The 25,845-nt window shown below is 71.5% G+C and carries 25 protein-coding genes and 3 tRNA genes; 10 read left to right on the top strand and 18 right to left on the bottom strand.

The features are described 5' to 3' along the window. Nucleotides 1–1,173 precede the first annotated feature (1,173 nt). Nucleotides 1,174–2,382, top strand: coding sequence for an RNA-guided endonuclease InsQ/TnpB family protein (locus ACYVF7_RS39865; protein ID WP_460351011.1), 1,209 nt, complete (start codon nt 1,174–1,176; stop codon nt 2,380–2,382). 57 nt (nt 2,383–2,439) lie between these two features. Here ACYVF7_RS39865 and ACYVF7_RS39860 read toward each other — a convergent pair whose 3' ends face one another. The 5 genes from ACYVF7_RS39860 to ACYVF7_RS39840 form a co-directional block, all read right to left on the bottom strand. Then, complete coding sequence (locus ACYVF7_RS39860) at nt 2,440–3,573, bottom strand: leucine-rich repeat domain-containing protein (RefSeq protein ID WP_460351009.1); 1,134 nt, start codon at nt 3,571–3,573, stop codon at nt 2,440–2,442. Beyond that, nucleotides 3,573–5,738, bottom strand: coding sequence for an SDR family NAD(P)-dependent oxidoreductase (locus ACYVF7_RS39855; protein WP_460351007.1), 2,166 nt, complete (start codon nt 5,736–5,738; stop codon nt 3,573–3,575). Before ACYVF7_RS39855 ends, ACYVF7_RS39860 begins: the two co-directional genes overlap by 1 nt. 10 nt (nt 5,739–5,748) lie before the next feature. Further along, nucleotides 5,749–5,820, bottom strand: a tRNA-OTHER gene (locus tag ACYVF7_RS39850). Nucleotides 5,821–6,099: 279 nt separating this feature from the next. Further along, nucleotides 6,100–6,172: transfer RNA gene (locus ACYVF7_RS39845), tRNA-Arg, on the bottom strand. A 28-nt stretch (nt 6,173–6,200) separates the two neighbouring features. After that, nucleotides 6,201–6,273, bottom strand: a tRNA-Trp gene (locus tag ACYVF7_RS39840). 172 nt (nt 6,274–6,445) lie between these two features. On the opposite strand from ACYVF7_RS39840, the gene ACYVF7_RS39835 reads away from it, so the two are divergent. Next, complete coding sequence (locus tag ACYVF7_RS39835) at nt 6,446–7,705, top strand: SGNH/GDSL hydrolase family protein (RefSeq protein ID WP_460351005.1); 1,260 nt, start codon at nt 6,446–6,448, stop codon at nt 7,703–7,705. Nucleotides 7,706–7,747: 42 nt separating this feature from the next. On the opposite strand, the gene sigJ is transcribed toward ACYVF7_RS39835, so the two are convergent. The 3 genes from sigJ to ACYVF7_RS39820 all read right to left on the bottom strand — a co-directional run bounded on the left by sigJ (nt 7,748) and on the right by ACYVF7_RS39820 (nt 10,029). Then, entirely contained in the window at nt 7,748–8,647 is a 900-nt protein-coding gene (gene sigJ / locus ACYVF7_RS39830) for an RNA polymerase sigma factor SigJ (protein ID WP_460351003.1), read from the bottom strand. Then, the gene (locus tag ACYVF7_RS39825) at nt 8,644–9,381 is read right to left on the bottom strand and encodes an SDR family oxidoreductase (protein ID WP_460351001.1); all 738 of its coding nucleotides are present in this window, start codon (nt 9,379–9,381) and stop codon (nt 8,644–8,646) included. Before ACYVF7_RS39825 ends, sigJ begins: the two co-directional genes overlap by 4 nt. 99 nt (nt 9,382–9,480) lie before the next feature. Then, nucleotides 9,481–10,029, bottom strand: coding sequence for a cupin domain-containing protein (locus tag ACYVF7_RS39820; protein WP_460350999.1), 549 nt, complete (start codon nt 10,027–10,029; stop codon nt 9,481–9,483). Between the two features lie 105 nt (nt 10,030–10,134). On the opposite strand from ACYVF7_RS39820, the gene ACYVF7_RS39815 reads away from it, so the two are divergent. Further along, complete coding sequence (locus tag ACYVF7_RS39815; RefSeq protein WP_460350997.1) at nt 10,135–10,695, top strand: TetR/AcrR family transcriptional regulator; 561 nt, start codon at nt 10,135–10,137, stop codon at nt 10,693–10,695. Nucleotides 10,696–10,774: 79 nt separating this feature from the next. On the opposite strand, the gene ACYVF7_RS39810 is transcribed toward ACYVF7_RS39815, so the two are convergent. The 3 genes from ACYVF7_RS39810 to ACYVF7_RS39800 all read right to left on the bottom strand — a co-directional run bounded on the left by ACYVF7_RS39810 (nt 10,775) and on the right by ACYVF7_RS39800 (nt 12,822). Then, nucleotides 10,775–11,143 (bottom strand): hypothetical protein, encoded by a 369-nt coding sequence (locus tag ACYVF7_RS39810; RefSeq protein ID WP_460350995.1) that lies wholly within the window; start codon nt 11,141–11,143, stop codon nt 10,775–10,777. Between the two features lie 138 nt (nt 11,144–11,281). After that, entirely contained in the window at nt 11,282–11,578 is a 297-nt protein-coding gene (locus ACYVF7_RS39805) for a Scr1 family TA system antitoxin-like transcriptional regulator (protein ID WP_460350993.1), read from the bottom strand. A gap of 44 nt (nt 11,579–11,622) precedes the next feature. Then, nucleotides 11,623–12,822, bottom strand: coding sequence for an MFS transporter (locus ACYVF7_RS39800; RefSeq protein ID WP_460350991.1), 1,200 nt, complete (start codon nt 12,820–12,822; stop codon nt 11,623–11,625). A gap of 56 nt (nt 12,823–12,878) precedes the next feature. Here ACYVF7_RS39800 and ACYVF7_RS39795 point away from each other — a divergent pair, with 56 nt between their 5' ends. From ACYVF7_RS39795 to ACYVF7_RS39785, 3 genes are all read left to right on the top strand, one after another. Continuing rightward, entirely contained in the window at nt 12,879–13,289 is a 411-nt protein-coding gene (locus tag ACYVF7_RS39795) for a MerR family transcriptional regulator (protein WP_460350989.1), read from the top strand. A gap of 57 nt (nt 13,290–13,346) precedes the next feature. After that, nucleotides 13,347–14,219 (top strand): alpha/beta hydrolase, encoded by an 873-nt coding sequence (locus ACYVF7_RS39790; protein ID WP_460350987.1) that lies wholly within the window; start codon nt 13,347–13,349, stop codon nt 14,217–14,219. Between the two features lie 221 nt (nt 14,220–14,440). Beyond that, nucleotides 14,441–15,649, top strand: a complete 1,209-nt coding sequence (locus ACYVF7_RS39785) for an MFS transporter (protein WP_460350985.1) — start codon at nt 14,441–14,443, stop codon at nt 15,647–15,649. Nucleotides 15,650–15,760: 111 nt separating this feature from the next. On the opposite strand, the gene ACYVF7_RS39780 is transcribed toward ACYVF7_RS39785, so the two are convergent. Further along, nucleotides 15,761–16,672 (bottom strand): TIGR03620 family F420-dependent LLM class oxidoreductase, encoded by a 912-nt coding sequence (locus ACYVF7_RS39780; RefSeq protein ID WP_460350983.1) that lies wholly within the window; start codon nt 16,670–16,672, stop codon nt 15,761–15,763. Between the two features lie 96 nt (nt 16,673–16,768). On the opposite strand from ACYVF7_RS39780, the gene ACYVF7_RS39775 reads away from it, so the two are divergent. Then, nucleotides 16,769–17,347 (top strand): TetR/AcrR family transcriptional regulator, encoded by a 579-nt coding sequence (locus ACYVF7_RS39775; protein WP_460350981.1) that lies wholly within the window; start codon nt 16,769–16,771, stop codon nt 17,345–17,347. Nucleotides 17,348–17,482: 135 nt separating this feature from the next. Here the strand turns inward: ACYVF7_RS39775 and ACYVF7_RS39770 are convergent, their stop codons facing one another. From ACYVF7_RS39770 to ACYVF7_RS39750, 5 genes are all read right to left on the bottom strand, one after another. Further along, nucleotides 17,483–17,758 (bottom strand): isoamylase early set domain-containing protein, encoded by a 276-nt coding sequence (locus ACYVF7_RS39770; RefSeq protein ID WP_460350979.1) that lies wholly within the window; start codon nt 17,756–17,758, stop codon nt 17,483–17,485. 115 nt (nt 17,759–17,873) lie between these two features. After that, entirely contained in the window at nt 17,874–18,692 is an 819-nt protein-coding gene (locus tag ACYVF7_RS39765) for a class I SAM-dependent methyltransferase (protein ID WP_460350977.1), read from the bottom strand. Nucleotides 18,693–18,826: 134 nt separating this feature from the next. After that, nucleotides 18,827–19,768 carry a carbohydrate kinase family protein gene (locus tag ACYVF7_RS39760; RefSeq protein WP_460350975.1) on the bottom strand — a complete coding sequence of 314 codons (942 nt, stop codon included), beginning with the start codon at nt 19,766–19,768 and terminating at the stop codon, nt 18,827–18,829. Then, nucleotides 19,765–20,439 carry a class II aldolase/adducin family protein gene (locus ACYVF7_RS39755; protein WP_460350973.1) on the bottom strand — a complete coding sequence of 225 codons (675 nt, stop codon included), beginning with the start codon at nt 20,437–20,439 and terminating at the stop codon, nt 19,765–19,767. The genes ACYVF7_RS39760 and ACYVF7_RS39755 overlap by 4 nt, the downstream gene beginning before the upstream one ends. A 45-nt stretch (nt 20,440–20,484) precedes the next feature. Further along, complete coding sequence (locus tag ACYVF7_RS39750; RefSeq protein WP_460350971.1) at nt 20,485–21,714, bottom strand: cytochrome P450; 1,230 nt, start codon at nt 21,712–21,714, stop codon at nt 20,485–20,487. A gap of 192 nt (nt 21,715–21,906) precedes the next feature. On the opposite strand from ACYVF7_RS39750, the gene ACYVF7_RS39745 reads away from it, so the two are divergent. Together ACYVF7_RS39745 and ACYVF7_RS39740 are read left to right on the top strand one after the other, a co-directional pair. After that, on the top strand, nt 21,907–22,707 hold the full coding sequence (locus ACYVF7_RS39745; RefSeq protein WP_460350969.1) for a hypothetical protein: 801 nt from the start codon (nt 21,907–21,909) through the stop codon (nt 22,705–22,707). Between the two features lie 296 nt (nt 22,708–23,003). Further along, a complete protein-coding gene (locus ACYVF7_RS39740; RefSeq protein WP_460350967.1) occupies nt 23,004–23,948 on the top strand; it encodes a GNAT family N-acetyltransferase in 945 nt (314 codons plus the stop codon). Between the two features lie 15 nt (nt 23,949–23,963). Here the strand turns inward: ACYVF7_RS39740 and ACYVF7_RS39735 are convergent, their stop codons facing one another. After that, nucleotides 23,964–25,202 (bottom strand): FAD-dependent monooxygenase, encoded by a 1,239-nt coding sequence (locus ACYVF7_RS39735; protein ID WP_460350965.1) that lies wholly within the window; start codon nt 25,200–25,202, stop codon nt 23,964–23,966. Nucleotides 25,203–25,279: 77 nt separating this feature from the next. Here ACYVF7_RS39735 and ACYVF7_RS39730 point away from each other — a divergent pair, with 77 nt between their 5' ends. Continuing rightward, nucleotides 25,280–25,843 carry a TetR/AcrR family transcriptional regulator gene (locus ACYVF7_RS39730; RefSeq protein ID WP_460350963.1) on the top strand — a complete coding sequence of 188 codons (564 nt, stop codon included), beginning with the start codon at nt 25,280–25,282 and terminating at the stop codon, nt 25,841–25,843. Nucleotides 25,844–25,845 lie beyond the last annotated feature (2 nt).

Here is a 25,845-nt window from a genome sequence, read left to right as displayed (position 1 = left end):
GGCGGCGAACGCCGCCTCGACCTCGCCCCTCTCGTGCAGCAGGGTGACCCACTCGGTGTGCGCCGCCGGGTCGGCGGGACCGGGCGCGGCGTCGGGGAGGCTCGTACGCGGGGTGCCTTCGGGAAGACTCGTTCGCGAGGTCCCGCCCGGGAGGCCAGCAGACGGCGTGCCGCTGGGGAGGCGTGTGCGCGGGGTGCCTTCGGGGAGGCGCGAGCTTTCGCCGGGGAGGCCGGCAGGGCGGAGTGCCGCTGGGGAGGCGCGTGCGCGGGGTGCCTTCGGAGAGGCGCGAGCTTCCGCCGGGGAGACCGGCAGGCGGAGTGCCGTTGGGAAGTCGCGTGCGCGGGGTGCCTTCGGGGAAGCTCGGGTGCGAGGTTGCGCCCGGGAGGCCGACAGACGGGGCGCCGCCGGGGAGGGCGGTGCGCGGGGTGCCGTCGGCCTCGAAGAACGGCGCGCGGTCTCCGCCGCCGCAGCGTTCGCGCAGCTCGCCGGCGTGCCGTACGTCCCAGAGGTGCCGCGCGGCGCTCCAGTCCTGGACGACGTTGCGCCAGAACGCGGCGTACGCCAGGTCGGTCTCCAGGTAGATGTCGCCGGCGGGCACGTTCCCGACGCACAGGGTCGGCCGCTGGGCGCCGTGGGTCATCCAGCGCGGCGTCATGACGAACAGCGCCGGTGCGCCCGCCGTACGGTTCAGGACCAACGTCTGGTCGGGGACGAGCGTCGTGTGGCCACGGTCGAGGCGGGGCAGGTGCCAGCGCAGCAGGTCGGGGGCGAAGTGGAGCAGGTCGTCTTCGAGCGCGGCGGCGACGGCGGCACCGTGCTCATGGGCGACGTCGGCGAGGTCGAAGGCGACGTCGACGTTGGCCGCGGCGCAGGCGCCGCGCCAGTCGCCGGCGAGGCGTCGTTCGGTGGCCTGCTCGATCATCCACCGCGGCACCGCGTACCGCCGGATCCGCCGCAGCCGCGACGCCTCGTGCGGAGGATGGGATCCGGACGGGAGCCTGAGGGGGTTGGCGTTCACCTAGTTCTCCGGAGGATGCCCCGGCCTTCAGGCCGGGGAGGAATCCAGACTCTGTCAGGAGTGGCCCGGCGTAGCCGGGACGGCCTGAGAACGGAGTCCGCCGACATTCGGCAATTCGCCTTACACAGTCGCTGGACGTTTGTAAGGTGTCGGTCATGCGGACGGCGTACAAGTGCCGGGCCTACCCGGACCCCGAACAAGCGGCGGTGTTCAACCGCACGTTCGGGTGTGTGCGTCTGGTGTGGAACAAGACCCTGTCCGACCGCCACGCGGCGTACCATCAGCGGGGCGAGAGGACCTCCTACCGGCAGACCGACGCGGCGCTGACGGCGTGGAAGAAGACCGAGGACCTGGCGTTCCTCTCGGAGGTCTCGTCGGTTCCGTTGCAGCAGACGCTGCGGCATCAGCACGCGGCGTTCGCGAACTTCTTCGCCGGCCGGGCCAAATACCCGCGGTTCAAGAACCGAGGCTCCCGGCAGTCCGCGCACTACACCCGCTCGGCGTTCCGCATGAAGGACGGCGAGCTGTACATGGCCAAGACGACCACGCCGCTGCGGTTCGTGTGGTCCTTCGACGACGTCGAGGTGGCCACGCTCAACCCCACCATGGTCGTCATCTCCCGCGACACCGACGGCCGCTGGTACGTCACCTTCGCCGTCGACACCGACACGCCCGACCCCATGGACGAGGCCGGGCACGAAATCGGTATCGACCTGGGCGTGAAGGACTTCGCGGTCACCTCCGACGGGGAACGCATCGCCAACCCCCGCCATCTGGAACGCAAGGCCCGTAACCTGGCCCGCTATCAGCGGCGCATGGCCCGCTGCCGGCGCGGAAGTATGAATCGGCGTAAGGCCAAGGCCAAGGTCGCCCGCGCCCACCGTAAGGTCCGCAACGCCCGCGCCGACTTCCTGCACCGCACCAGCACCAACCTGGTCCGTCGGGCCGACACCATCGTGATCGAAGACCTCGCGGTCAAGAGCATGGTCAAGAACCGCGCGCTGGCGCGTGTCATCAGCGATGCGGGATGGGGGGAGTTCCGGCGGCAGTTGGAGTACAAGGCCGAACGCGCCGGACGCACCCTCGTGGTGATCGACCGTTGGTATCCCTCGTCCAAGACCTGCTCGGTATGCGGGCATCTGCTCGCGGAGCTGAGTCTTTCCACCCGGCGCTGGACGTGTCCGGGCTGCCGTACCCGGCATGACCGGGACATCAACGCGGCCGAGAACATCCTTGCGGCTGGTCGAGCCGTAGCCGGGCAAACCCCTGGTGATGCCTGTGGAGCTGGTGTCAGACGGCAAGGGGCCTCCCTTCCGCATTCGGCGCTGAAACAGGAACCCCGCGCCGTGAGGCGCCCGGCCTAAAGGCCGGATCGGCCGCAAGGCCGATGGGACTTCCCCTTCTTCAGAAGGGGAAGGAAGTCAACGGTAGAGGCTTCCGATGGCGTGGACGTCCGGATGGGGCCCGGAGGCCGGCCGCAGCCGGGGCGTGAGCGCCCGCTTGACCCGGCGGGGCACGCCCGGTCCGAACCCGACGTACTCCAGGCGGGTGTCCTCGGGCACGGCGGCCAGCACGGCCTTCGCACCGCGGCCGGTGATCCCCGTACGGCGGAGTTCCAGCCGGCGCAGTGGGCTGCCGGGCAGCGCCGCGGCCAGGGTGGCGGCGCCCGCGTCGCCGGTGACGTTGGCGGACGCGCCGAGGCTGCGTTCGGAGGGCGGGCGGCCCAGGTCCAGCGCCTCGATGCTGCCGAGGGCGTCGGCCAACGCGCGGGCGCCCTCCGGGCCGATGCCGTTCCCGCCGAGCCCCAGCCGGACCGGCCGGGCGGGGTCGGTCGCCGCCGCGAGCACGGCGGCCCCCGCGTCACCGAGGTGGTTCGCCGGGACGTACAGCTCGCGGACGCCGGCGTCCCGGATGAGCGCGGCCAGCACGTCGGCCGCCTCGGAGCCCAGCCCGTTGCCGCCGAGGAAGACGCGCTCCACCGGTACGGGCCGGTCGGTGAACGCGGCGAGCAGCGCCCGCAGTCCGTCCGCGGTCAGGCCGGTGTTCACGAGGTCGAGGGTGCGGATCGTGGTGTTCCGGCGCAGCGCGCCGGCGAGGGCGCGCACTCCCGCCTCGCCGATCGGGTTGCGCTTCAGCCAGAGCGCGCGGACAGTGGTGTCCGAGGCCAGGCGGTCGGCGAGCGCCTCCGCACCGGCCGCGCCGATGCGGTTGCAGCCGAGGTACACCGTCTCCACCCCGTGTCCGGGGACCAGCGCGTCCGCGACCGTCCGGGCCCCGTCGTCCCCGATCGCGTTCGTGCCGAGCAGTATGTGCGCGGCGTGCGGCGAGGCGGCGGCGACGGGCAGCAGCAGGGCGGCGCCCGCCGGGCCCAGTCCCTGTTTGCACAGGTCCACCCGGCCGTCCGGGCGCACGGTGCCGAGCGGGAACGTCTCGTCCGCCGCCACCGGGGCCGGGTCGGCGAGGCGGGCGAGAAGCGGCGCGAGGTCCGCCGGATCAGCCGGCGGAACGTCGGGGTGCTCGATCGCGGGGCAGCGTACGGGCGTCGGCTCGATCATCACCAATCCACCGGTCGGTAGTCCTTCAGGAACAGGCCGGACAGGCGCTCCCCGCCCACCCCGCGCACGATCGGGTCGTAGACCCGGGCCGCGCCGTCGATGACGTCCAGCGGCGGGCGGAACCCCGCCTCCCGCTGCGCGGCCTTGTCCGGGTGCGGGCGTTCGTCGGTCACCCAGCCCGTGTCCACGCTGGTCATGTGGATGCCCGAGGCCGCGTAGTCGGGCGCGGCGGTACGGGTCAGCATGTTCAGGGCGGCCTTGGCCATGTTCGTGTGCGGGTGGCGCACGGTCTTGTGACCGCGGGAGAAACTGCCCTCCATCGCCGACACCTGCACGACGTACCGGTCCGGCCACGGCGACGCCTCCAGCAGACCGCGCAGCCGCGACGTCAGCAGGAACGGCGCGAACGAGTTGACCATGTGGACCTCCAGCCACTCGGCCGGGTCCACCTCGTGCAGCCGCAGGCTCCAGCTGTTGACGTCGCGCAGGTCCAGCGGCTGCCCGGTCTCGTCCGTACGCCCGGCGGGGAACAGCGCATCGAAAGCGTCATCCCACGCCGTCGTGACGTCGCCCGCTCCAGGAGGCCGGTCCGGGAGCCCGGCCGCCGGATCGGAGCGCGAGGACGCGCCGGGCGTGGCCGGTGGATGCGGGAGTCGAGACGCGCCAGGCGCGGTCGATGGGTGGGGGAGCGGTGACGCGCCGGGTGTCGTCGATGGGTGGGGGAGCTCGGTCGGGGCGGCCGGTGGGTGGGGGAGAGGGAACGCACCGGGCGTGGCCGGTAGGTGGGGGAGCGGTGACGCACCGGGCGTGGCCGGAGGGCGGGGGAGCGGTGACGCGCCGGGCGTGGTCGCCGGTCCGAGGAGCAGGGAAGCGCCGGTGGCGGGCGTCGGTCCCGGGTGCACTGGAGCGCCGGGGACGGCGGTCGCGTCGGTCACGTCGATCCGGGTGGCGAGACCGGTGAGGGGTTCGTGCTCGGCGGCGCGCACCTCACGGTGGTACGCGGCGGGGCGGCGGATCGTCTGGGCGGCGTTGTTCACGAGGATGTCCAGGGACGGGAACTCCCGGTGCACGGCCTCCAGCAGACCCGCCACGGCGGCCAGGTCGAGCAGGTCGACCCCGTGTACGCGGAGCCGGTCCAGCCAGTCGCCGGCGTCGGGGACGGCCGCGAACCGCCGCGCGGCGTCGCGCGGGAAACGGGTGGTCACCAGGACCTCCGCGCCGTCGCGCAACAGCTTCAGCGCGAGCTGAAAACCGATCTTCACCCGCCCGCCCGTCACGATCGCGCGCCGGCCGCGCAGGTCGCACCGGGCGTGCCGGCGGGCCAGGTTCTCCTCGGCGCACGCCGGGCAGAGCAGGTGGTACTCAGGATGCATCAGCCGGTAGTGCACCTTGCAGACGTAGCACCGCCGCGCCTTGACCAGCGGCCGCCCGGATCCCGCGGGCCGATCGCCCGGCGGACCGGGCCGAAGGGCGGGGTCCTGCTCCGGGGAGCCCATCGCCGGCTCGGACGAGTGGTCCGACGGTACGGCATGCCGCTCCGGTCGCGCCGACGGTGTGGGCCGATGGCTCGACGGTCCGGGTTGCGGGAGGGTGCCACCACGCGGTGAGACGGATGCCCGCCCGATCGAGGGCTCCCCTACGGCGGTCACAGCCCGGTCCGGTTGCGCCGACGGCGCGGGCTGGTCGCCTGGCGGGCCAGCCTCAAGCACGGGCCGGTCGCCTGGTGGGCCAGGCTCGGGCTCGGGTCGGTCACCTGGCCGACCGAACTCAAGCGCGGGTCGGTCGCCTGGCGTGCCGGGTCCGGGTTCGGGCTGGTCGCCTGGCGGGCCGAGCTTAAGCGCGGGTTGGTCGCCTGGCGGGCCAGGCTCGGGCGCGGGGTCCTGTTCCCGGTAGCGGGTCGCGGCGGCGGTCGCCTCGCGGTCGTGCCGTCTGCGGTCGGCGTGCCGGGACGCCTTCCGCGCCTTCTTGCCTGCCCGGTAGAGCTGTGCGGCGGCGTCGTGCACGGCCGCCCAGCGGGGGTCGTCCGGATGCGCCGCGCGGGCCAGCGCCATCACGCGCAGGCACGCGTCGATCTCGGCCTGGTCGGGGGCGGTGCCGGATCCGGCCGGCCGGCTCCCGGGCCGGTCGGGATCGACGACCACGGACACCCCCACCGTTTGTTCCACGAAAAAAGGGCAAGGCCGACCGGATTCGAACCGGCGTCCTCCAACCTGCTGTAAGGCGCGACGACCTCTGCGCTACGGCCCTGCCGCGAGAGAGCGTAGCGAACAACCCGGACACTTCGGGATTGAACAGGAGGGATGCGCCCTTCGGCGCGTCGACCCGACCAGGCGGCCCCGTCGACCCGGCCCGGCGGCCCCGTCGATCTGCCCATCCGCCCGTCCGTCGGTCCGTGCGTCGGTCCGTCGGTCCGGCAGCCCGTCGGTCCGGCAGCCCGTCGGTCCGCCAGCCCGTCCGTCGGTCCGGCGCCAAGACATGCCCGCCCTGTGGCCGGTGCCGACCGCCCGGATCGGCCGGTGAGAGTGACAGGACCGACCGGATTCGAACCGGCGTCCTCCTGCTTAGGCGTCAGGCGCGACGACCTCTGCGCTACGGACCTGCCGTCAGTGAGGGTAACGAATGCGGGGCGAGACCGGCCGGATTCGAACCGGCGTCCTCCTGATCTGGAGTCAGGCGCGACGACCTCTGCGCTACGGCCTCGCACGAGAGAGCGTAGCGACGCAAGGGGGGCGAAGAACCCATAAGGCCGTCGGCGGCGCGGCGGCGCGGCCGATTGTGGACCGCCCTATTGCCCCGGTTCGGTAGGCGTTTTACGTTCCATCCGGAAAGCGCTTTCCCAGCCGAGGCAGGTGGTTCGATGGTGCGCGCGACGGTGGGACGATCGAGATGGGGCCGGGTACGGGGACGGGTCCTCGCGGCGGCGGTGCTCCTGGCCTGCGGGATGGCGGTCACGCCGGCGGCCGGGGCGGCCGCTCGTCCGGCGAGCCCGTCCGGCGGGCCTTCCGGGTACGGCTGGGTGGGGTCCTGGGAGGCGTCACCGGCCCAGGGCGTGACCGATCCGGCCGGCACGCTGTCCGGCTCCTCGCTCCGGAACATCGTGCACCTCAGTACGGGTGGCGCGGCCGTACGGATCCGGTTGTCGAACAGGTTCGGCACCGAGCCGCTGACCCTCGGGCACGCCACCGTCGCCGTACGGGCGGGCGAGGACGGCGCGGCGGCCGTTCCCGGCACCATGCGCGAGGTCACCTTCCACGGGGCGCGATCCGCCTCCGTGCTGGCCGGAACGGACCTGGTCACGGACCCGGCCCCGCTGGCCGTACGGCCGGGGACGGACCTGCTCGTCACCGTCTACCTTCCTGCCGTCGCGGGCTCGGTGACCACGCACTCCCTTGGCCAGCAGATCTCGTACTACGCTCCCGGCGGCGACCACGCGCGGGACGTGTCCGGTGACGCCTACACCGGAAAGGCCGGGCAGCGGTACTACCTCACCGGCGTCGACGTGCTGAACCCGCCCGCGCGCGGCAGCCTCGCCGTCCTCGGCGACTCGATCACCGACGGCTACGGGTCGACGGTCGGGGAGAACCACCGCTGGCCGGACTACCTCGCCGACCGCCTCCGCACCCTGCCGCCGGTACGGCGCCTGGGCGTGCTCAACGCCGGCATCAGCGGGAACCGGCTCCTGCTCGACGGCGGATCCTTCGGCGTCAACGCGCTCGCCCGGTTCGACGAGGACGTCCTGTCGCGGACGAACGTCCGTACGCTCATCGTCCTCGAAGGGATCAACGACATCCAGCAGACCCCGCACGAGACCGACCCGAAGAAGATCGAGGCGGTGTACGAGACGATCGCGGCCCGCGCTCACGCGCGGGGCATCAAGGTGATCGGCGCGACGATCCTGCCGTTCAAGGGCTGGAAGGTGTACGACGACACCCTCGAGGCCACCCGTGAGGCGGTCAACGCGTACATCCGCACGAGCCACACGTTCGACGGCGTCGTCGACTTCGACGCGGTCACCCGTGACCCGGCCGCCCCGCTCGCGATGCTCTCCGCGTACGACTCCGGCGATCACCTGCACCCGAACGACGCCGGCTACCGCGCCATGGCCGACGCGGTGGACCTGGCAGGGCTGTGAGGTCCCGGCGGGCCGCCGGGACCAGGCGGCCCGCCGCACGTTTCAGAGGCGGACGGCCGACAGTTTGTCCGGGTTCCGGATGACGTCGAGTTGGGTGATCCGGCCGCCGTCGACCGTGAACGCGACGACGCTCAGCACGCCGTCGGCGTCCCGCATGACCAACCCCGGTGCGCCGTTGATCTCCGCGATGCGTACGGCGTCGACCGGAAGGCGGGCGTACGCCAGCAGCCTCCGCGCGACGTTCGCCGCGCCCCGCTCGACACGGGGGAACGCCGAGACCTTTCCGCCGCCGTCGCCTCGCCACGTGACGTCGGGATCGAGCACCGAGACGAGCCCCTTCAGGTCACCGTCCCGGCAGGCCGCCACGAACGCGGTGACCACTCTCCGCTGCTCGGTGTACGTGGGCGGGAACCGCGGCAGCCCCTGCTCGACGTGCTGCCGCGCGCGGGAGGCGAGCTGCCGCACCGCCCCCGGCTTACGCCCGACGACCTCGGCGACCTCGCCGAAGGACATCCCGAACACGTCATGGAGCAGGAACGCCGTCCGCTCCGCCGGTGACAGGCGCTCGAGGACGACGAGCAGCGCCATGCTCACCGACTCGTCGAGCGTGACCCGGTCGGCGGGGTCGTCGACGTCCTTGACGAGCGGTTCGGGCAGCCACGGCCCGACGTACCGCTCGCGCCGTACGCGCGCGCTGCCCAGCGCGTCGAGCGCCAGCCGGCCGACGGTCGTCGTCAACCAGGCGCGCAGATCGCGGATCCCGGCCGGATCGTCGAGCCGGCGAAGGCGCAGCCACGCCTCCTGAACGCAGTCCTCCGCCTCGGCCAGGGAGCCGGTCGTCGCGTACGCCACGTTGAGCAGCCGTGGCCGCTCCGCTTCGAACGCCCGCGCGAGTTCGTCCTGGTCGGCGGTCCCGTCACGGTTCGACCGTGCGGCCGTCATCGCGCCTCCAGCCATGACGCGAACCGCGTCGTTCCGCGTACGTCGGGCCGATCACCGGTCAGCGCACCCGAGCGCAGCGCCCGCCCGACCCCGCCGGGCAACGGCAGCGGCAGCGGAAGTACGCGGCGGCCGGTCACCGACCGCCAGGTCCGGGCGACATCCCGGATGTCGTTGACCTCCGGCCCTGCCACGTCGAAGCGCCGCCGGTACGGGGCGCCCTCCGCGACGTCGGCGACCGCCCGCGCCACCTCGGCGACCGCGACGGACTGCAGCCGGCCCCGCGGCACCGGCATCACCCGCCACCTCGCGGCCGACGCGAACGTGGTGTCGACCAGCTCATGGAACTGCGTCGCGCGCACGATCGTCCACGGAACGCGGCCACCCTCGACGACCCGCTCCTGCTCGGCCTTCACCTGGAAGTAGCTCATCGGAACCCGGTCGCAGCCGACGATCGACACACAGACATGGTGCCCCACGCCCGCCCTCTCCTCCGCGGCCAGCAGCCGCCGCGACCCCTCGACGAGGGTGTCCGCCGCGTGCTTGGACGCGTTGGCCGCGTCGACCACGACCTCGCATCCCGCCAGGGCCTCGTCGAGCCCTTCTCCGGTCGTCAGGTCCACCCGGTACTGCTCCGCGCTCCGGCTCAGCACCCGCACGTCGTGCCCACGCGAGTGCAACTCCTCGACCAGGTGCCGGCCAAGCGTCCCCGTTCCTCCAGCGACAGCGATTCTCATGCCCCTGAGACGACATGGCCCGCCAGAGTGTTACATCGGCCCGGCGCCGCAGGATTCCTGGCGGGGATCTCTCAGCCGGGTTTGGATCATCGACCTGGACTATTGGGCCGGGGAGCGGTCCGCGCCGATGGCGACGCCGACGATCGTGCAGGTCTCGGTGCCGTGGTTGCGCCAGGCGTGGCGGGTGCCGTTCTGGACGACCACGTCGCCTGCCCGCAACACCGTCTGCTCGCCGTCGTCGAGCTCCAGCGTGACCTCGCCCGAGACGACCAGGACGTAGTCGATGCTGTCGGTGGTGTGCATCCCCGGGGCGTCGGGCTCCATCGCGGCCATCGCGCCCGGCATCTGCCGCTCCAGCTCGTCCAAGGCCGCGGCCATATCGAGATCCGGGGGCAGGACCAGCTCGCCCGGCGGGATCGTGTTGATCATGAAGCGCGACCCATCTCGGGGCGGGTACCACGCTGCGGCGCGGCGCGGCGAGCCGTCGTCGGGGAACGTGGGTCGCTCATCCCGGCCCCACAGCCGGTAGGCCGCACAGCCGGGCATCAGGTCGGACGTGATGGGCTCGACATCACGGTCGTCGACCACGCGGGACTTGCCCTCGGAGTCGTGCCCGGTGACCACTCGGCGGACCTTCATGTGCCCCATCCGGCCGCTCCTTAATACGGTTGCGTATTGATACGGCAGCGTATTGATACGCAACCGTATCCTCGGTCTGTGGGGCCGTCAACGCGTCGGCGTATCCTGTTGGCCGTGGTGAACGGGTCGACCCGGCTGTCCGCCCAGGACTGGGCGCTGGCCGCGCTGAAGGCGATCGCGGACGGCGGGCTGGCCGCGGTCGCGGTCGAACCGTTGGCGCGGACGCTCGGCGTGACCAAGGGCAGTTTCTACGCGCACTACCGGAACCGGGACGAGCTGATCACGGCAGCACTCGTGGAGTGGGTGCGAAGTCACGGTGAGGGGGGACTCGCCGAGTTCGCCGCGATCGCCGATCCGGCACGGCGGTTGCGCGAGTTGCTCACCGTTGTCGTGCACGCCGTCCAGCCGCTGGCGCCGTCGGTGCACCTGAGCCTGCTCGGCGACCGCAACGACCCCCGGGTCCAGGACGCGGTCCGCCAGGTGAACCGGGCCCGGCTGGAACTCCTGGCTCGTACCTACCACGAACTCGGCCTGCCGCCGGACCGGGCGGCGTCTCGGGCACGGGTCGCCTACGCGGCCATCCTCGGACTGTCGCACCTGGCACAAACCGATCCGGACGCCCCGCCCTCCGCCGTACTCGCCGACGAGGCGACCGCGGTCTTCCTGCCATCCTGACCGTGCACGCCGGCTGGCCGGCCCGTGGGTCACGGAATGAGAGAGGGCTTGTTCGCAGGCACTCAGCGACCGCCGGCGTTCACGATGGCCGCGCGCGGCGGCGCTCGGGTCTCGGCGGCGGGCCGTTCAGCCGGAGCAGCGCCTCCCGTACGGCGACGCGTCCGGCCTTCCGGAACGCCCCATCGTGCGAGTCCACCTCATGCACGCGGATCCTCTGGAGGACGACCGCGACCGCCAGCGGAACGTCGGTCACCTGCTCCGCCAGCTCCTCCCGGATGCCCTCGGCCAGCGCGGCCCGGTATCCGGGCAGCTCCGGGCGGAAGTGATCCTCGACGGTGGCGCTGTCGGCGACCTCGAACGCGAAGCCCTCTTCCCACGGCTCGAAGTCCACGGTCACGTCCGCAAAGTCACAAGGACAGCTCGTCTGGCGCACATAGAGCGCCCGCACCCCACGCACCGAACAGGGCGGAAATGCCTCGTTCTCACTCTCCACGGTGTCGAACGACAGCCACCTCGACGCAGCTGCCTTCGTTGGATCCGCTACGGATGCTCTGCCGCCAAATGACGCTGGCCAGATCGATGACGGTCATAGGCCCGACGCTATCTCCTGGATGAGCCGTTGCGAAGATGCTCCATCGAGTGCCAAGCGCCGGAAGTAGGTGAAGATGCGTTCGAAGGTGGCGACTTCGGCTTCGTTTTCAATGAAGGTGCTCTGAGTGAAGTCGTCGACCACGGCGACCGTCAGCTGTCCCGGCGGGCGGAGGCTGAAGACGTCAAACGGTCCAGCGATACCTAGGTGAGCGTCGGCAGAAAACGCGCCGATCCGATCCGGCGCAGGCGTACGGAGGGCACTTTCGCGAAGGGCATCTGCCCGGCGTGTCACCGTCCGCACCGGATCGAATACGGAACCTCGCGCAGGGTGAATGTTCAGCGTTTCGCAGGGAAGCCGTGGGTGCGGGCCGCGGCGACGACCAGCAGGACCGGAGCGAGGAGCAGCAGGAGACTCCAGGGGAACGATCCCGGGCCGTAGTGGTCGAGGAGGACGCCGCCGATGATTCCGCCACCGGCCATGGCGACGTTCCACAGGGTGACGAGCATGGCCTGTGCGGCGTCGCCCTGGTGGCCGCCCGCGTCGCCGACGGCGGTCTGCAGCAGGGTGGGTACGCCTCCCCAGCCGAGCCCCCACAGCGCTGCGGCGCCGTACACGAGTGTGGGGCTTCCGGCGAACAGGGCCAGCACGGCCGCCGCCGCGGCGACCAGGAGGGTGGCGGCGATGGTGAGGGCCCGCAGCCGGCGGTGGATGTGGGCGCCGACGACCCAGATGCTCACCATGGACGCGATGCCGAACACCAGCAGCACCAGGTCGGTGGAGCCGCCCATGCCGTGCCGGTCGAGGAAGGTCGCGATGTACGCGTAGAGGATCGTGTGGGCGAGCACGAAGACCAGCGTGACGAACAGGACCGGTGTCACGCCGGGGACGCGCAGCGCGGCCAGGATGGGGGTCCGGTCGTTCTGCCGCCGGCCCGGGTGGTCGGGGACGGCCGCGACGATCCAGGCGAGGAGGACGACGGTGAGCATGGTCATGCTCAGGAACGCCGTCTGCCAGTTCAGCGCCTTGCCGAGAAAAGCGCCGGCGGGTACGCCCAGCGACAACGCGATCGGGATGCCGGCCATCGCGATGGCCAGTGCCCTGCCCTGGAGGTGTGCGGGGGCCAGGCGGCGTGCGTATCCGGCCAGCAGCGCCCACGCCAGGCCCGCCGCCACTCCGGCGACGAAGCGGGCGGTCATGGTGAGGGGATAGTTCGCCGAGAGGGCCGTGACCGTGTTGGCGACGCCGAACCCCGCCATCGCGGTCAGCAGCAGGCGCTTGCGCCGCCATCCCGACGTGGCGGCGGTCAGGGGGATCGCGGTCAGCGCCGTGGCGATCGCATAGATCGTCACCAACTGTCCGGTCGCGGACTCGCTGACCTGAAGGTCCGCGCTCATCGCGGGCAGCAGGCCTGCGGGGAGTGTCTCGGTCAGGCTGGTGATGAATACGGCAGTCGCCAGCGCCAGCAGCGCCGACAGGGGGAGCCGGCGGTTCTCGGCAGGTGAATGGACAGCTCGCTCTGCGTTCCGAAGAGACATGCCCGTATGCTCAAACCCTCACATAGATGTGAAAGTCAAGCGCGAGGTGGGTTCACATGCGCATCGGGGAGCTGTCAGAGCGTACGGGAACGTCCCGGCGGCTGCTGCGCTACTACGAAGAGCAGGGCCTGATCGTCTCTGAGCGCTGCGCGAACGGCTACCGCGATTATGATCCGCGCTTCGTCGACCGGGTCATCCAGATCAGGGGCCTGCTCGACGCGGGGCTGCCGACCCGGATCATCAAGCAGATCCTGCCGTGCCTCGACAAGCCCCGGTCCATCCACTTCCCGGACGCCACCCCGGAGATGCTCGCCACGCTGGAGGGCGAGCGCGACCGCATGACCGAGCGCATCGAGTGCCTGACCCGCAACCGGGACGCCATCGCCGAATACCTCGAGGCCGTACGAGGCGACGTCCCGCCGGCCGTCACCGCGACCGCCGGTCGATCGATCGAACGGGGGCTTTAGTCCTCGATGAGTTAATCGCGCCGTTGTTCGAGGCATCACGCCCTGATGACGGGACAAATGAGACGCTCGCCCGGCGGGAAGATGATCACCTTCGTGGCGGTGCTCACCGTGGTCGCCGCGTCCGTGGGGGCACCGAACGCCCAGGCGGCCACGACGGCGCGGGCCTCATCCACCCTCGAGACCCCGCCGCTGCCCTGCCAGCCGCCGGCCCGGACCAAGCCGACGATCGTCCTCGTCCATGGAGCCTGGGCCGACACGTCGAGTTGGAACGGCGAGGTGGACGCCCTGCGACGAGCAGGCTATGACGCGCGGGCGATAGCGAATCCGCTCCGGAACCTGACGAGCGACGCCGCGACCGTCGCCGACTTCCTGAAGACCGTCTCCGGCCCGATCGTGCTCGTCGGACACTCCTACGGAGGCTCGGTGATCACGAACGCCGCCGCGGGCGTTCCGAACGTCAAGGCCCTCGTGTACGTCGACGCCGCGGCGCCGGACATCGGGGAGACCACCGGCGGGCTCAGCGGCTCCGGCTCCGACCTCAACAAGGACGCGGCCACCCTCTACGACAAGGTGTCCTACCCGGGAGCACCCGAGGGAGCGACCGACCTGTACCTCAAGCAGAACGTCTTCGTCCGTTCGTTCGCCTCGGACCTGCCGCGGGACACCGCCGTACGCCTGTGGGCCTCTCAGCGAGCCGCCTCGACCAGCGCGTTCATGACGCCGTCGAAGGCCGCGGCGTGGAAGACGATTCCGTCCTGGTACTTCATCAGCACCGGCGACCGGATCATCACCCCGGCCTCGGAGCGGTCCATGGCCCGCCGGGCGCACTCGAAGATCACCGAGTTCCACGGTGGCTCTCACCTGACGCTCATCTCGCACCCGGACGCCGTGACGTCCGTGATCGGATCCGCGATCTGCTCCGTGCGTTAGCCGGCGCCGTACCCGCGATAAGCGGTTGCGCCTGCGGGTCGGCTGGCTAAGGTACGGCTCGTGACTCCGCAGCAAGAGGGAGAGCTGGGCGAAGGGGAGACAACCTGCGCGCGGTGAGCCCGCGCGTCCACTCTTCTCGATGACAGCGCGGCCGGTGTGTCACCGGCCGTTTCGTGCTGCCTGGACGCGGTATCCGTCCCGCCTCCTCGCTGGAGTCATCCTTGTCGTTCCCTCCTGTCCCGCGTCACCGCCTGTCCACGCGGCAGCGCCATTACCTTCTCGCCGCCGGCCTCTTCCTGGTCCTGGGTTTCCACGTCGGAGTCTGGGCCGTTCAGCTGGCCGAGCTGGCGTCCGCCCTGCGCCTGAAGCCCGGCACCCTGGGCATGGCGGTGACTGCCGCCGCGACCGCCGGGGTCATCACCCTGTTCGGCGGCGGACGTCTCGTCGACCGGGTCGGGCGCCGCCCGATCCTCCTCACCGGATTCACCGGAACCGCGGCGGCGTTCGTGCTGCTCGGGTGGGTCGCTTCAACCGGCACCCTGGTCGCGGTGTTCGTCCTGTACGGCCTGATGGTGAGCTTCATCGATCTCGGCGCCAACACGGTCGGCGCCGACTACGAGCGGACCTACGACCGCCAGGTCATGACCGGGCTGCATGCCGGGTTCAGCCTCGGTGCGCTGCTGGGCGCCGCCCTCAGCGCATCGCTGCTTTCGATCGGCATCGGGTTTCACGTCGTCTACCTCCTTCTCGCGGGTGTCCTCGCCGCAGCGGGCCTGACAGTGCGCAGGGCGTCCCTGCCGCCGTGGCGGGAAGCCGAGAACCCCGGTCACCGGAGGCAAGGCGTATGGCGCATCCCGGCGGTCGGGCTCGCCATCGCCGTGGTCACGGTGACCTTCTTCGGGGACGGCGCGCTGGAGAGCTTCCTGGCGATCTACCTGCGGCAGACTCGCTCCGCAGGCATCGCGCTCACCGGAACGGCCATCGGCGGCTACCACCTCGCATCGCTCCTCGGCCGGCTCCTCGCCGCCCGCCTGCTGCGGCGATGCGGAGAACGCCGGGTACTCCTCGGTGCCGGCCTCCTCGCCTCCGCGGGAATCGCCTGCGCCGTCGGCGCGCCGGGGGCCGCTTCGGCGATCGGAGGCCTGCTGCTCACGGGCCTGGCCGTCGCCCCGATCGTCCCGACCGCGCTGTCACTCGCCGCACGCGCCGCACCTGGCCGTTCCGGGCAGGCGGTGGCGACGACCACCGCGGCCGGCTACAGCGCCTTCATCCTCAGCCCCGCCCTCATCGGCGGCATCGCCGACGCCGCCACCTTGCGTACGGCCCTGGCACTGCTGGTCGGCACCAACCTCGCCGTGGCCCTCCTCTCCGCACGATGGCCTTCCACCGCGTCGAGGGGGAGCGGTACCGGTCACGAGCGCGGCGGTTGAGGATGGGGCGGCGGCGGCCAAAGCCGCCACCCGTCGGAAAGGCGATGCAGGAGGCCGTCATCGCATGCTCCCGCACGGCTTCGCGACTCAAGCCTGACCCGGACGAGCGGGTCAGCCGGCGACGGCGGCGAGCTCGCGCCACTCGGGGAGGGGCAGGGCGGTCGGGTCGGGGGTGAGGACCTGCAGGCAGACGTGGTCGGCGCCGGCGTCGAGGTGCTGTCGTACGCGTTCGTGGACCGCCTCGACGTCGCCGTACGCGACGATCGCGTCCACCAGGCGGTCGCTCGGACCGCCGGCGATGTCCTCGTCGCCGAATCCGAGCCGCCGGACGTTCGCCTCCTGGTGGGCGGCCATCGTGACGTAGCCGCCGACGTGGGCCCTCGCCACCTCGCGGGCCCGGTCGAGGTCGGTGTCCAGCACCACCGCCTGCTCGACTCCGAGGAAGGCGTCCGGGCCCATGATCTGCCGGGCCCGTACGGTGTGCTCGACGGGGACGAAGTACGGGTGGGCGCCCCAGGTGCGCTCGCCCGCGAGTGTCAGCATCTTCGGGCCGAGCGCCGCGAGCACCCGGCGCGGCGCCGGGTCCGGGATCGGGCCGTGGTGCGGGACCGCGTCCATGGAGTCGAGGTACGCACGCATGGTCGTCACCGCCCGGCCGCGCGCCGGCATGGGGTAGCCGTCGAGCTTGTGGACCGTGTCGTCCACCCGATGGCCGCCGAGGCCGAGCAGGTAGCGGCCGGGGAACGCGTCGCCGAGTGTGCGCTCCGCGGTCGCCATGGCGATCGGGTCGCGGAACGCGATGTTGGCGATGCCCGACGCGACGGTGATCCGCCGCGTCGAGGACAGCAGCAACCACGCCTGGCCCACGGTGTCGCGGCCGAACGCCTCCCCGTACCAGATGGCTCCGTAACCGAGCTCCTCGATCTCGGCGGCGACCTCCCGTACCCGTCCGGCGGGCTGCCCGTCGAAGGCGAAGGTCCACACTCCGACCCGGCCGAGTCCGTGGCGTGCGTCGTCCGTCATCCGTACTCCTCACAGGATTACCGGAGAACCTCTCCGGTTTGTGGCCGCTAGGATACGGAGAACCTCTCCACTTGGCTACCGGGAAAAGGATCAGCGATGGCGACGGGCAACGGCCGGGCGGTCACGGAACGCCCGCAGCGGGCGGACGCGCGCCGCAACCAGGAGCGGCTCGTCGCGGCGGCCAGGGGGGCGTTCGCCGAGGCGGGGCCGGAGGCGTCCCTCAACGAGATCGCCCGGCGGGCCGGCGTCGGACCCGGCACGCTCTACCGGCACTTCCCCACGCGCCAGGCGCTGCTGTCGGCCGTCCTCCAGGACCAGATCCGTACGCTGTGCGGGCACGCCGAGCGGCTCATGGCCGCCGATGCCCCGTTCGAGGCCCTCGCCGAGTGGATGGGCGCGTTCCTGGTGCACGCGCGCGTCAACCAGGGGCTCGGCAGCGCTCTGCTGATCGAGGATCTGGACGGTACGGGCGTCGACTGCCACCGGCGCATCCGGGACGCGGCCGCCGCGCTGCTCCGCAGGGCCCAGGAGTCGGGGACCGCCCGTGCCGACCTGTCGCCGGACGACCTGATCCAGCTCGTCGTCGGAATAGCCCTGGCCACCGCCCGGAACGACGACGACCCCGGACAGCCGGACCGGCTACTCGGGGTCGTCCTCGACGCGGTGCGCGGATGACGGGGGCGTGTTCACTGCCGCGCTCGCCTCCTCGCTCGCTTCGTGGCCGGCTCGTACCTCGCCGGCCACGTATCGCCGGCCCCCTGAACGGGGGCCCACCCCCAGTCTCTCGTTCGCTCGTCGGCTCGCCGCGGGTCAGACTTCGATCAGGCAGCCGTGCTCGTCGGTGCGGTCGGCGGCGTCGTCGTCGAACCACACGCCGCCCGTGGCCAGGTAGCGGAACCGGTGGACGCCGGGGGAGAGGGTCACCGAGACGCTGCGCGTGCCGTTGCGCCGCCTGACGAGCTCGTGGCGACCGGGCTCCCAGCCGTTGAAGTCGCCGACCACGCTGACGATGCCGTCGGGACGGTCGAGGGGAAGTCTGAACGTGACGCGGGTCTTGCGGCCGAAAAGCCGTGAGCGCACGAGCATCGGGGCTCCTCATGGGGGGTGCCGGGAGATCGGTCCCAGCTTGGCGCGGCCGGAGACGGGCGGACCGGACGACACGGCATGTAACCCAGAATTCACGCAGGTCGCGCCGGGCGGGTCAGAAGCGGTACCGCAGGAGCCGTCCCATGTTCCGGATGGCCGGGATATGGTTCATCGCGCGGCAGGCCATCTGGACCGGCCTGCCGTACCGGTCGAGTTCCGGGATGTCGAAGAACGTCTGCTCGGCGACGAACGCCAGACCGGGCACGAGGGCCTCCACGTCGTGCGGATGGTCGATGCCCCACCCGCCCAGTTTCGCCCCGGACGCCTTGATGACCCCCTGGCGGGCGCCGGCCCGCATGCCGAGTGAGTTCCACGCGTCGAACATGAGCACGCCGCCGGGCAGGTGGCGCGTCAGCCGCTCGAAGAGGTCCCTGGTCTCCTCCCGGGTGAGGTACATCGTGAGCCCTTCGGCGATGACCACCGCGAACCCGTCGGCGGGCACCTCCGTCAGCCAGCCCGGGTCGGTCACGGAGGACGCGACCAGGTGGTAGCCGGGCCGCTCCGGGTAGAGGCGGCGCCGCAGCGCGATCACATCGGGATAGTCGACGTCGTACCAGCGGACCGTTCGCGGCGGGTCCAGCCGGTACACCCGGGAGTCCAGGCCGCAGCCCAGGTGCAGCACGGTCGCATCGGGAAGCTCCGCCAGGGCGTCGCGCGCCCAGTCGTCGAGGTACCGCGAGCGGACGGCGGCGGAGACGGCCGTGTTACGGGTCACCTTCAGGCGGGAGAAGTCGTAGTCGATCCGGTCGACCGCCTGCTCGGCCTGCTCGTCGACGAGGACGGGATCGGCGGACCGGCTCTCCATCGCCTTGCCGTACAACGTCGCCAGCATCGTCTCCTGTACGCCGGACAGGGCGATCTTCTCGGTCGTCACGGCAGACGCGTCCCTTCGCGGACCTCGACGGCAGGGCTATGTTCAGAACTTACATCCAATTCACAGATTAGTGAAACTTCGGAATGTGAGAAACCGTCGCCATGGGAGGGCACCCTGGCGTCAGACGGCGCGTGTCAGCGCACGTCCAGGGGGCGGGCCTGTGCGGCGAACGCGTCGGCCGCGGCGAGGTCGAACTCCCCGTGGTCGCTGCCGAGCCCCTGTGCCACCAGCGCCGCGGCCGCGCAGCCGAGCACGGCGGCCTCCCGCAGGGGACGGCCGAGGCCGACGCCGCGTAGGAACCCGGCCGAGAACGCGTCGCCGCAGCCGGTGGTGTCGACGACCTCGACGGCGAACGCCGGCACCTCGAACTTCTCGTCCGCGGTCATCACCAGCGCACCGCGCGCTCCCCGGGTGACCGCGACGCAGCCGACGCCCCGGTCCAGCAGCATGCGAGCGCCGTCCTCGAGCGTGGCGGCGCCGGTGAGGCCGAGGACCTGTTCGTCATTGGGCAGCAGGTGGTCCAGGCCCGGCAGCGCGGGTGCGATCGTGTCGAGGAACCCGGGATCGCCGGGGGCGAGCAGGTCGGCGGAGGTGACCACGCCAGCCGACCGCGCGGCGGCCAGGATCTTCGCCGCGTTCTCGCCGCCCATGAGTTCGGGCGCGCCCAGGTGGAGGTGGGTGGCGGCGGCGATGTCGGCGTACGGGGCGTCGTCGCTGCCGTAGGCGATGTTCGCGCCGAGGACGTGGAAGGCGGGCCTGCTGCCGTCCGGGCGGATCGGCAGCACCGACGCCGAGGTCTGCACGGTGTCGCGGCGCACCACCAGCGACGTGTCGATCCCGTACCGGGCGAGCATGGTCAGCAGCAGGTCGCCGATCGGGTCGGCACCGACCGCCCCGGCGGTGCGGACCGTCGCGCCGAGCTTGGCCAGGGTGACCGCGGTTCCCGCGGCCGTTCCCGCCGGGCTGAAGCGGATCTGGTCGACGAGTGCCGCGCCCTGCCCTTCCGGGATGACCTCGACCGGGCGGACCTGCACGTCGAACACGTGCGCGCCGAGGGTGATGATCGTCTGCGTCATCGGGCGTTCTCCTTGTCGATCCGCCGGGTCCGGCCGTAGCCGCGGCCGAGCGCCGCCGTGATCACGGCGGCCTGCTGGTCGGTGCTCAGCGCCCGGGGCGTGCCGATCGTGGCGGCGCGCAGGTAGACGCCGCACGCCCACTCGAGCAGGAGCGCGTTCTCCACCGCCTTGGCCGGCGTCGGACCGTGCGCGATCGCCCCGTGGTTGGCCATGAGGGCCGCCGACCTGCCCTCCAGCGCCGTCAGCACCAGTTCGGCGAGTTCGGAGGTGCCGAAGACGGCGAACGGCGCCACCCGTACGGATCCGCCGAGCTGCAGCTGCTGGTAGTGCACGCACGGGAGCTCGTCCAGGACCAGGGACAGCGCGGTGGCCTGCGGCGAGTGCGTGTGCACCACCGCGCCCGCGCCGTACCGTTCGTAGACGCCGAGGTGCAGTTCGAGCTCGGAGGTCGGCTCCAGGTCACCGGCGACCACGCCGCCGTCCGGATCCACCACGGTCACCTGATCCGGTGTGGCATGTCCGAGGACGACGCCGGTCGCGGAGACGGCGACGCGATCTCCCGAGCGCACGCTCACGTTGCCCGCCGTACCGATGAGCAGCCCTTCGCGGGCGAGGTCGTGGCATGCCGCAGCCACCGAGCGTCGCTGCCGTTCCAGGTCCGCATCCGCCATGAGACGGAAGGCTAATGCCGAATATGAATCAAAGTCACGTTCAGCTCAGAAGGCGCAGGGCAGCCGGCTGATCCCGTTCACGAAGCTCGTACGCTGCCGGACCGGCGGGGCGGTGGCGTGGATGCCGGGAAGCCGGGTGAACAGCTCCCGCAGCAGCACCGTGATCTCACGCCGGGCCAGGTGCGCGCCGAGGCAGAAGTGCGGGCCCGGCCCGCCGAACCCGACGTGCGGATTGGGCGTACGGGTGATGTCGAAGACGTCGGGGCGGTCGAAGACGGCCTCGTCCCGGTTGGCCGAGTTGTAGTAGAGGACGACGCGGTCCCCGGCCCGGTAGGTGTGCCCGAGAAGCTCCACGTCGCGGGTGACGGTGCGGCGCATCCAGGTGACCGGGGTGGCGTACCGGACGATCTCCTCGACGGCCGCCGGCAGGCGGGCGTCCAGGTCGTCCAGGAGCAGCGCGCGCTGGTCGGGGTGGTCGGTGAACAGCGCGAGGGCGTGGGACAGCGCGGTGCGGGTCGTCTCGTTGCCGGCGACGACGAGGAGCCCGAAGAACTTCCCCAGCTCCCGCTCGGTGAGGAACTCTCCCTCGACGTCGGCGTGGACGAGCGCGGTGACCACGTCGTCAGCCGGGTTCGCGCGCCGGGCCTGGGCGAGCTCGCCCATCAGATCGTGCATGAAGGAGAACTTCTCGATGAGCACCGAGGACCGGTCCTGCCCTTCGGGCCCCACGTAGTCGGGGTCGCCGATCGCGATGATGACGTTGGTCGCGTCGATGACGTCGCCGTACGCCGACTCGGGGATCCCCATCATCGCGCAGATGATCGTGAGCGGCAGCGGCATCGCCACGTCGGTGACGAAGTCGCAGGGGCCGCGCTCGGCCAGGCCGTCGACGATCTGGGCGGCGATCAGCGAGACGTCGTCCTCGAACTTCTTGACCATCCTGGGCGTGAAGGCGCGCGAGACGATGCGGCGCATCCGCGCGTGCCGCGGATCGTCCAGGCTGATCATGGAGCCGACGTAGTCGCGCAGCACGGACGGCGGGTCGTCGAGACTCGTCGAGGTCGGCTCGGAACTGAAGACCTGAGGGTTCCGGCTGACCTCGAGGATCTCCGCGTGGCGGGTGAGGGCGTAGAAGCCGTTCACCGGCTGTCCGGGTCGGGGATATTCGACGAACGCCGGCTCCCCGGCGGCCCGCAGCTCCGCGAACGCCTGATGACGCTCGGCCGGGGGCCGTGCCCAGAAATCGAGCCGCGCGAGGTCCGCACCGTACGTCATGGCCATCCCCCAGGATCGACGTCAGCGGATCTACTGACGCCCACGGTAAGTCACGGTCGGCGTTCGTGTCATCGGCACCGGTGGACCGTGTTTCGTCGCTTTTGCCGCACATATACAAAAAGGTGGTTCCGGTTACCGCGGCGTCATAGCGGCGATCACGCGACGCAACGCGGGCCTCGCAGAGTGGTCGGCATGGCACTGAAGCTCAGGAAAGGCCGCCCGATCGACCGCGTCGGCGTCCCCCACGGCCACCGCACGCGAGCCTGGCGGCGTGAGGCCGTCGAGTTCGCGGCGCTGTTCGTGGCGGCGGGCATCGCCCACCTGTTCTCCACGGCGCTGGGCCACCGCGAGTCCGGCGCGCTGATGCTGATCGCGCTCGGTGGCGTCCTGTGCGCGATCGTGTCGGCGCACATCTGGCTCACCCACCGGCATCACTCGACCGGATCCCGGCCCGTACCGGAGACCGTGGTCCCGGCCGCCCGCCTGTGGCGCGTACGGGCGCGGGTGCGGGAGACACCGGGACAACTGGCGGCGCTGGCCGCCGCGACCGCCGCCATCGGCGGCAACATCATGTCGCTCAGCACCCAGCCCGACACCGACGGCACCGTCGACGAGTTCCACGTCCAACTGCCGGAGCCCGTACGGGCCGAGACACTGATCGAGGCGCTGACCGCGGCGGGCGGCCGGTCGGTACGGGCCCGCCCGGCCACCATGCGTGAACTGGTCGACCCGGTCACCCACGCCCTCCTGCTGGCATCCTGGGCCGGCGAGGACCCGGACCGCCTGCCGGTCGCCCTCGCGGCACTGTTCGAGGCGCGCCTCGTCCCCGACATCGGCGACCACGACGGTCGCGAGACCCTGTCCCTGGCCGCGCCGTCGGGGGACCGGATCCGGCTGCACCGGCCAGGGCTGCCCTTCACCGCCACCGAGACGGCCCGCGCGCTGGCGCTCCTCGGCCAGACCGGCCGAACGGCCGAACCCCGGACGGCGTGAGCGACGAACCTCGGATGGCATGAGCGGCGAACCTCGGATGGCATGAGCGGCGAACCTTGGACGCGAACGCGCTCACCGGCGAGGCGAGAGCCGGTGAGCGATATTCCGTTGCCGACAGGGGCCGGGATCCGATAGACGTGATCGCTGGATCCCGGGCATCTGGGCTTGCGGGATACGACAGCGAAAGGAGAGGTGAGCCGTGACGTCCATCATCACCGCGCTCGTCTCCTCCCGGGGCGCGGACCGCGTCTGACTCCCGGAGCGGGCGAGCGCCTTCACTGGAGCGTGCTTCGACCGTGGAACTCAAGAATGTGACCATGCGCCCGATCGCCGGGCGCGACGAACTCGACCTCTTCCGCCGGCTGCCCTACGTCCTGAACGACGAACTGCCGGACGACCTCGCCCAAGGCCGCAGGCGGGCGGAGTGGATGTGGGTGGCCCTGCGAGGGGACCGGCTGCTGGCCAGGATCGCCTGGTGGGCTCGGCCGGGCCGCGAAACCCCGCACCTGCTGGACCTCCTGGACATCGACGACGGCCTCCCCGCTCTTTCCCGCGTCGAGGTCGGTGAACGGCTCCTGCGTACGGCGACGGCCGCCGTCCTCCCTGACGGGTCACGCCGGCCGGAGTACAGCCGCTTCGTTCCGCCCGGCTGGCGCGACGGCGCCGCCACCAGGCGGGCCGTCCAGGACCGCATGACGATCCTGGAGCGCACCGGCGCCCGGCTGTTCGTCGAACGGCTCCGCCTGGAATGGCGCCCCGGGACCGCGCTTCCCGAACCGAGCGGCCGACTGGCCTTCCGCACCCCTCACGACAGCGCGGAGCTCCTCGGCATCATGGTCTCGGTCCTGGACTGGACACTGGACGCCCACAGCCGCGACGACCTGACCCGCATGTCGCCCCACCAGGCCGCGACCCGCCACTACGAGGACGAGCTCGCGCGCTACACCAGCCCCAGAGCCTGGTGGCGCGTCGCGACGCTGCCCGGCGGGGAGCCCGTCGGCTTCGTGATCCCGGCCCGCAACGCCTACAACCCGATCATCGCCTACATCGCGGTACTGCCCGAACACCGCGGCAACGGCTACATCGACGACATCCTCGCCGAAGGCACCCGCGTCCTCGCCGCGGAGAACGTCCCCCGGATCCGGGCTTCGACCGACCTCGGCAACACGCCCATGGCCGCCGCCTTCCAGCGCGCCGGATACGTCAACTTCGAACGCGAGATCAACATGACCTGGGACTGACGTACGGCCAGAGGATCAGTCGGCGACCCGGCCTTCTGATCCTGATGCGGCGGGCGACGGCGGGTAGTCGTCGATCGTCATGGAGTCGTAGAGGCGTGCGGTCTTGGTGGTGAGGCGGACGAGGGCGCGGCTGGGCCCGGCGGGCAGGGCGGAGATCAGGCGGGCGCCCTGGACCAGTCCCGAGACGCCGAGGCGGGACGTGGGGATCAGGGTCTTCGCCGCGCTCAGCGCGACCGCGCGGCTGCCGCGCACGTACTCCGCCATCGCGCGTTCGTAGGCGGGGAATCCGCGCTCGTGGTCGCCGCCCGCCCACGCCAGCTCCCCGGCGAGGACGTACGCGCCGACGACCGCCAGGCTGGTGCTGCCGCCGACGGCCGGGCCGGGGCAGTAGCCCGCGTCGCCGACGAGCGTCACCCTCCCTCGCGACCAGGTGTCCATGCGGAGCTGGGTGATCGAGTCGAAGTAGAACGCCGGAGTGCGGTCGAGCTCGTCCAGCCAGCGGTCCACGTCGGCGTGCATGCCGGCGAACGCACCGCGCAGCAGCTCCTTCTGCCGGGGCACGTCCCGGTGGTGGTAGTCGAGCTCGCGCTCGCTCCGGAACAGGAACAACGCCCGCGCGTCGCCGAGGTGCCGCGAGCCGTACATACCGGCGGTGCGGCCGACGCCGACGTGGATGAGGAGCTCGCGGTCGAGGCCGGAGGTGTTGGGCAGGGTCAGCACCCCGAGGTAGGCCCCGATGAAGGTACTGAAGTGGGACTCGTCGCCGAAGGCGAGGCGGCGCACGTTGGAGTGCAGCCCGTCCGCGCCGACGACGAGGTCGAAGCGGCGGGGCGCGGCGTTCTCGAACCGCACCTCGCCGTCGGGCGAGATCGCGGTGATCGAGTCGCCGAAGACGTACTCGACGTCGTCGCGCGCGGCGTCGAAGTAGATCTCGCTCAGGTCGTCGCGCATGATCTCGACGTGCCGGCGGGAGGCGGCGCTGAAGATCTTGGAGAGGTCCGCCCGGACGGGACGCCGCGCGCCCTCCCGGTAGACGGTCATCCGGTTCGTGCCGGTGGCTCGCTCCTCGACGCGCGGGAGCACGCCCATCTTCTCCGAGATGTCCATCGCGGGCCAGTAGAGGTCGACCGCGTGGCCGCCGGTCTTGCGCAGAGCCGGCGCGCGCTCGACGACGGTGACGGAGAAGCCGTGCCTGGTGAGCCAGTACGCCAGTACCGGACCGGCGACGCTGGCGCCGGAGATGAGAATCCGCATGAGTACGCCTCCTTACTTAACGATAGGTAAGTGTACGCCGGTTACTTACCTATCGTTAAGTCAGATACGCTGGCAGCATGCCTCGCCCCTCTGACACCAAGCAGCGGATCCAGGAGGTCGCCCGCGAGCTCTTCGCGCAGCAGGGTGTGCAGCGGACCAGCCTGCAGGAGATCGCCGACCGGCTGGGCATCACCAAGCCGGCGCTCTACTACCACTTCTCCTCACGCGAGGAGCTGGTCCGCAGCATCGTGCAGCCGATCATCGACGAGGAAGAGGCGTTCCTGGCGGGTCAGGAGGCGCTGAGCGAAGTCGAGCCCCGCGCCCTGCTGGAGGGCTACTTCGACTTCCACTACCGCCACCGCCGAGAGATCGTGCTCATGCTCAGCGAGCTGACCACGCTCGCCGACCTCGGCCTGATCGACCTCGTGCTGGCCTGGCGCAGGCGGCTGACGAGGCTGCTGCACGGCCCCGAACCCACGCTGGAGCAGGCCACCCGGGCCGTCATCGCCTTCGGCGGCCTCCAGGACTGCACGCTCCAGTTCGCCGACGTGCCAAAGGACGAGCTCCGCCGGGTCGCCGTGGACGGCGCCTGCGCGGCCCTGGGCATCGAGCCGCGCCGCGAAGCCCGGCGAAGGGCGTGATC

It is taken from the genome of Actinoallomurus acanthiterrae (assembly GCF_054775715.1).
The sequence above is the reverse complement of the archived record's forward strand: the minus strand, read 5'-3'. Positions and strand labels throughout refer to the sequence as shown.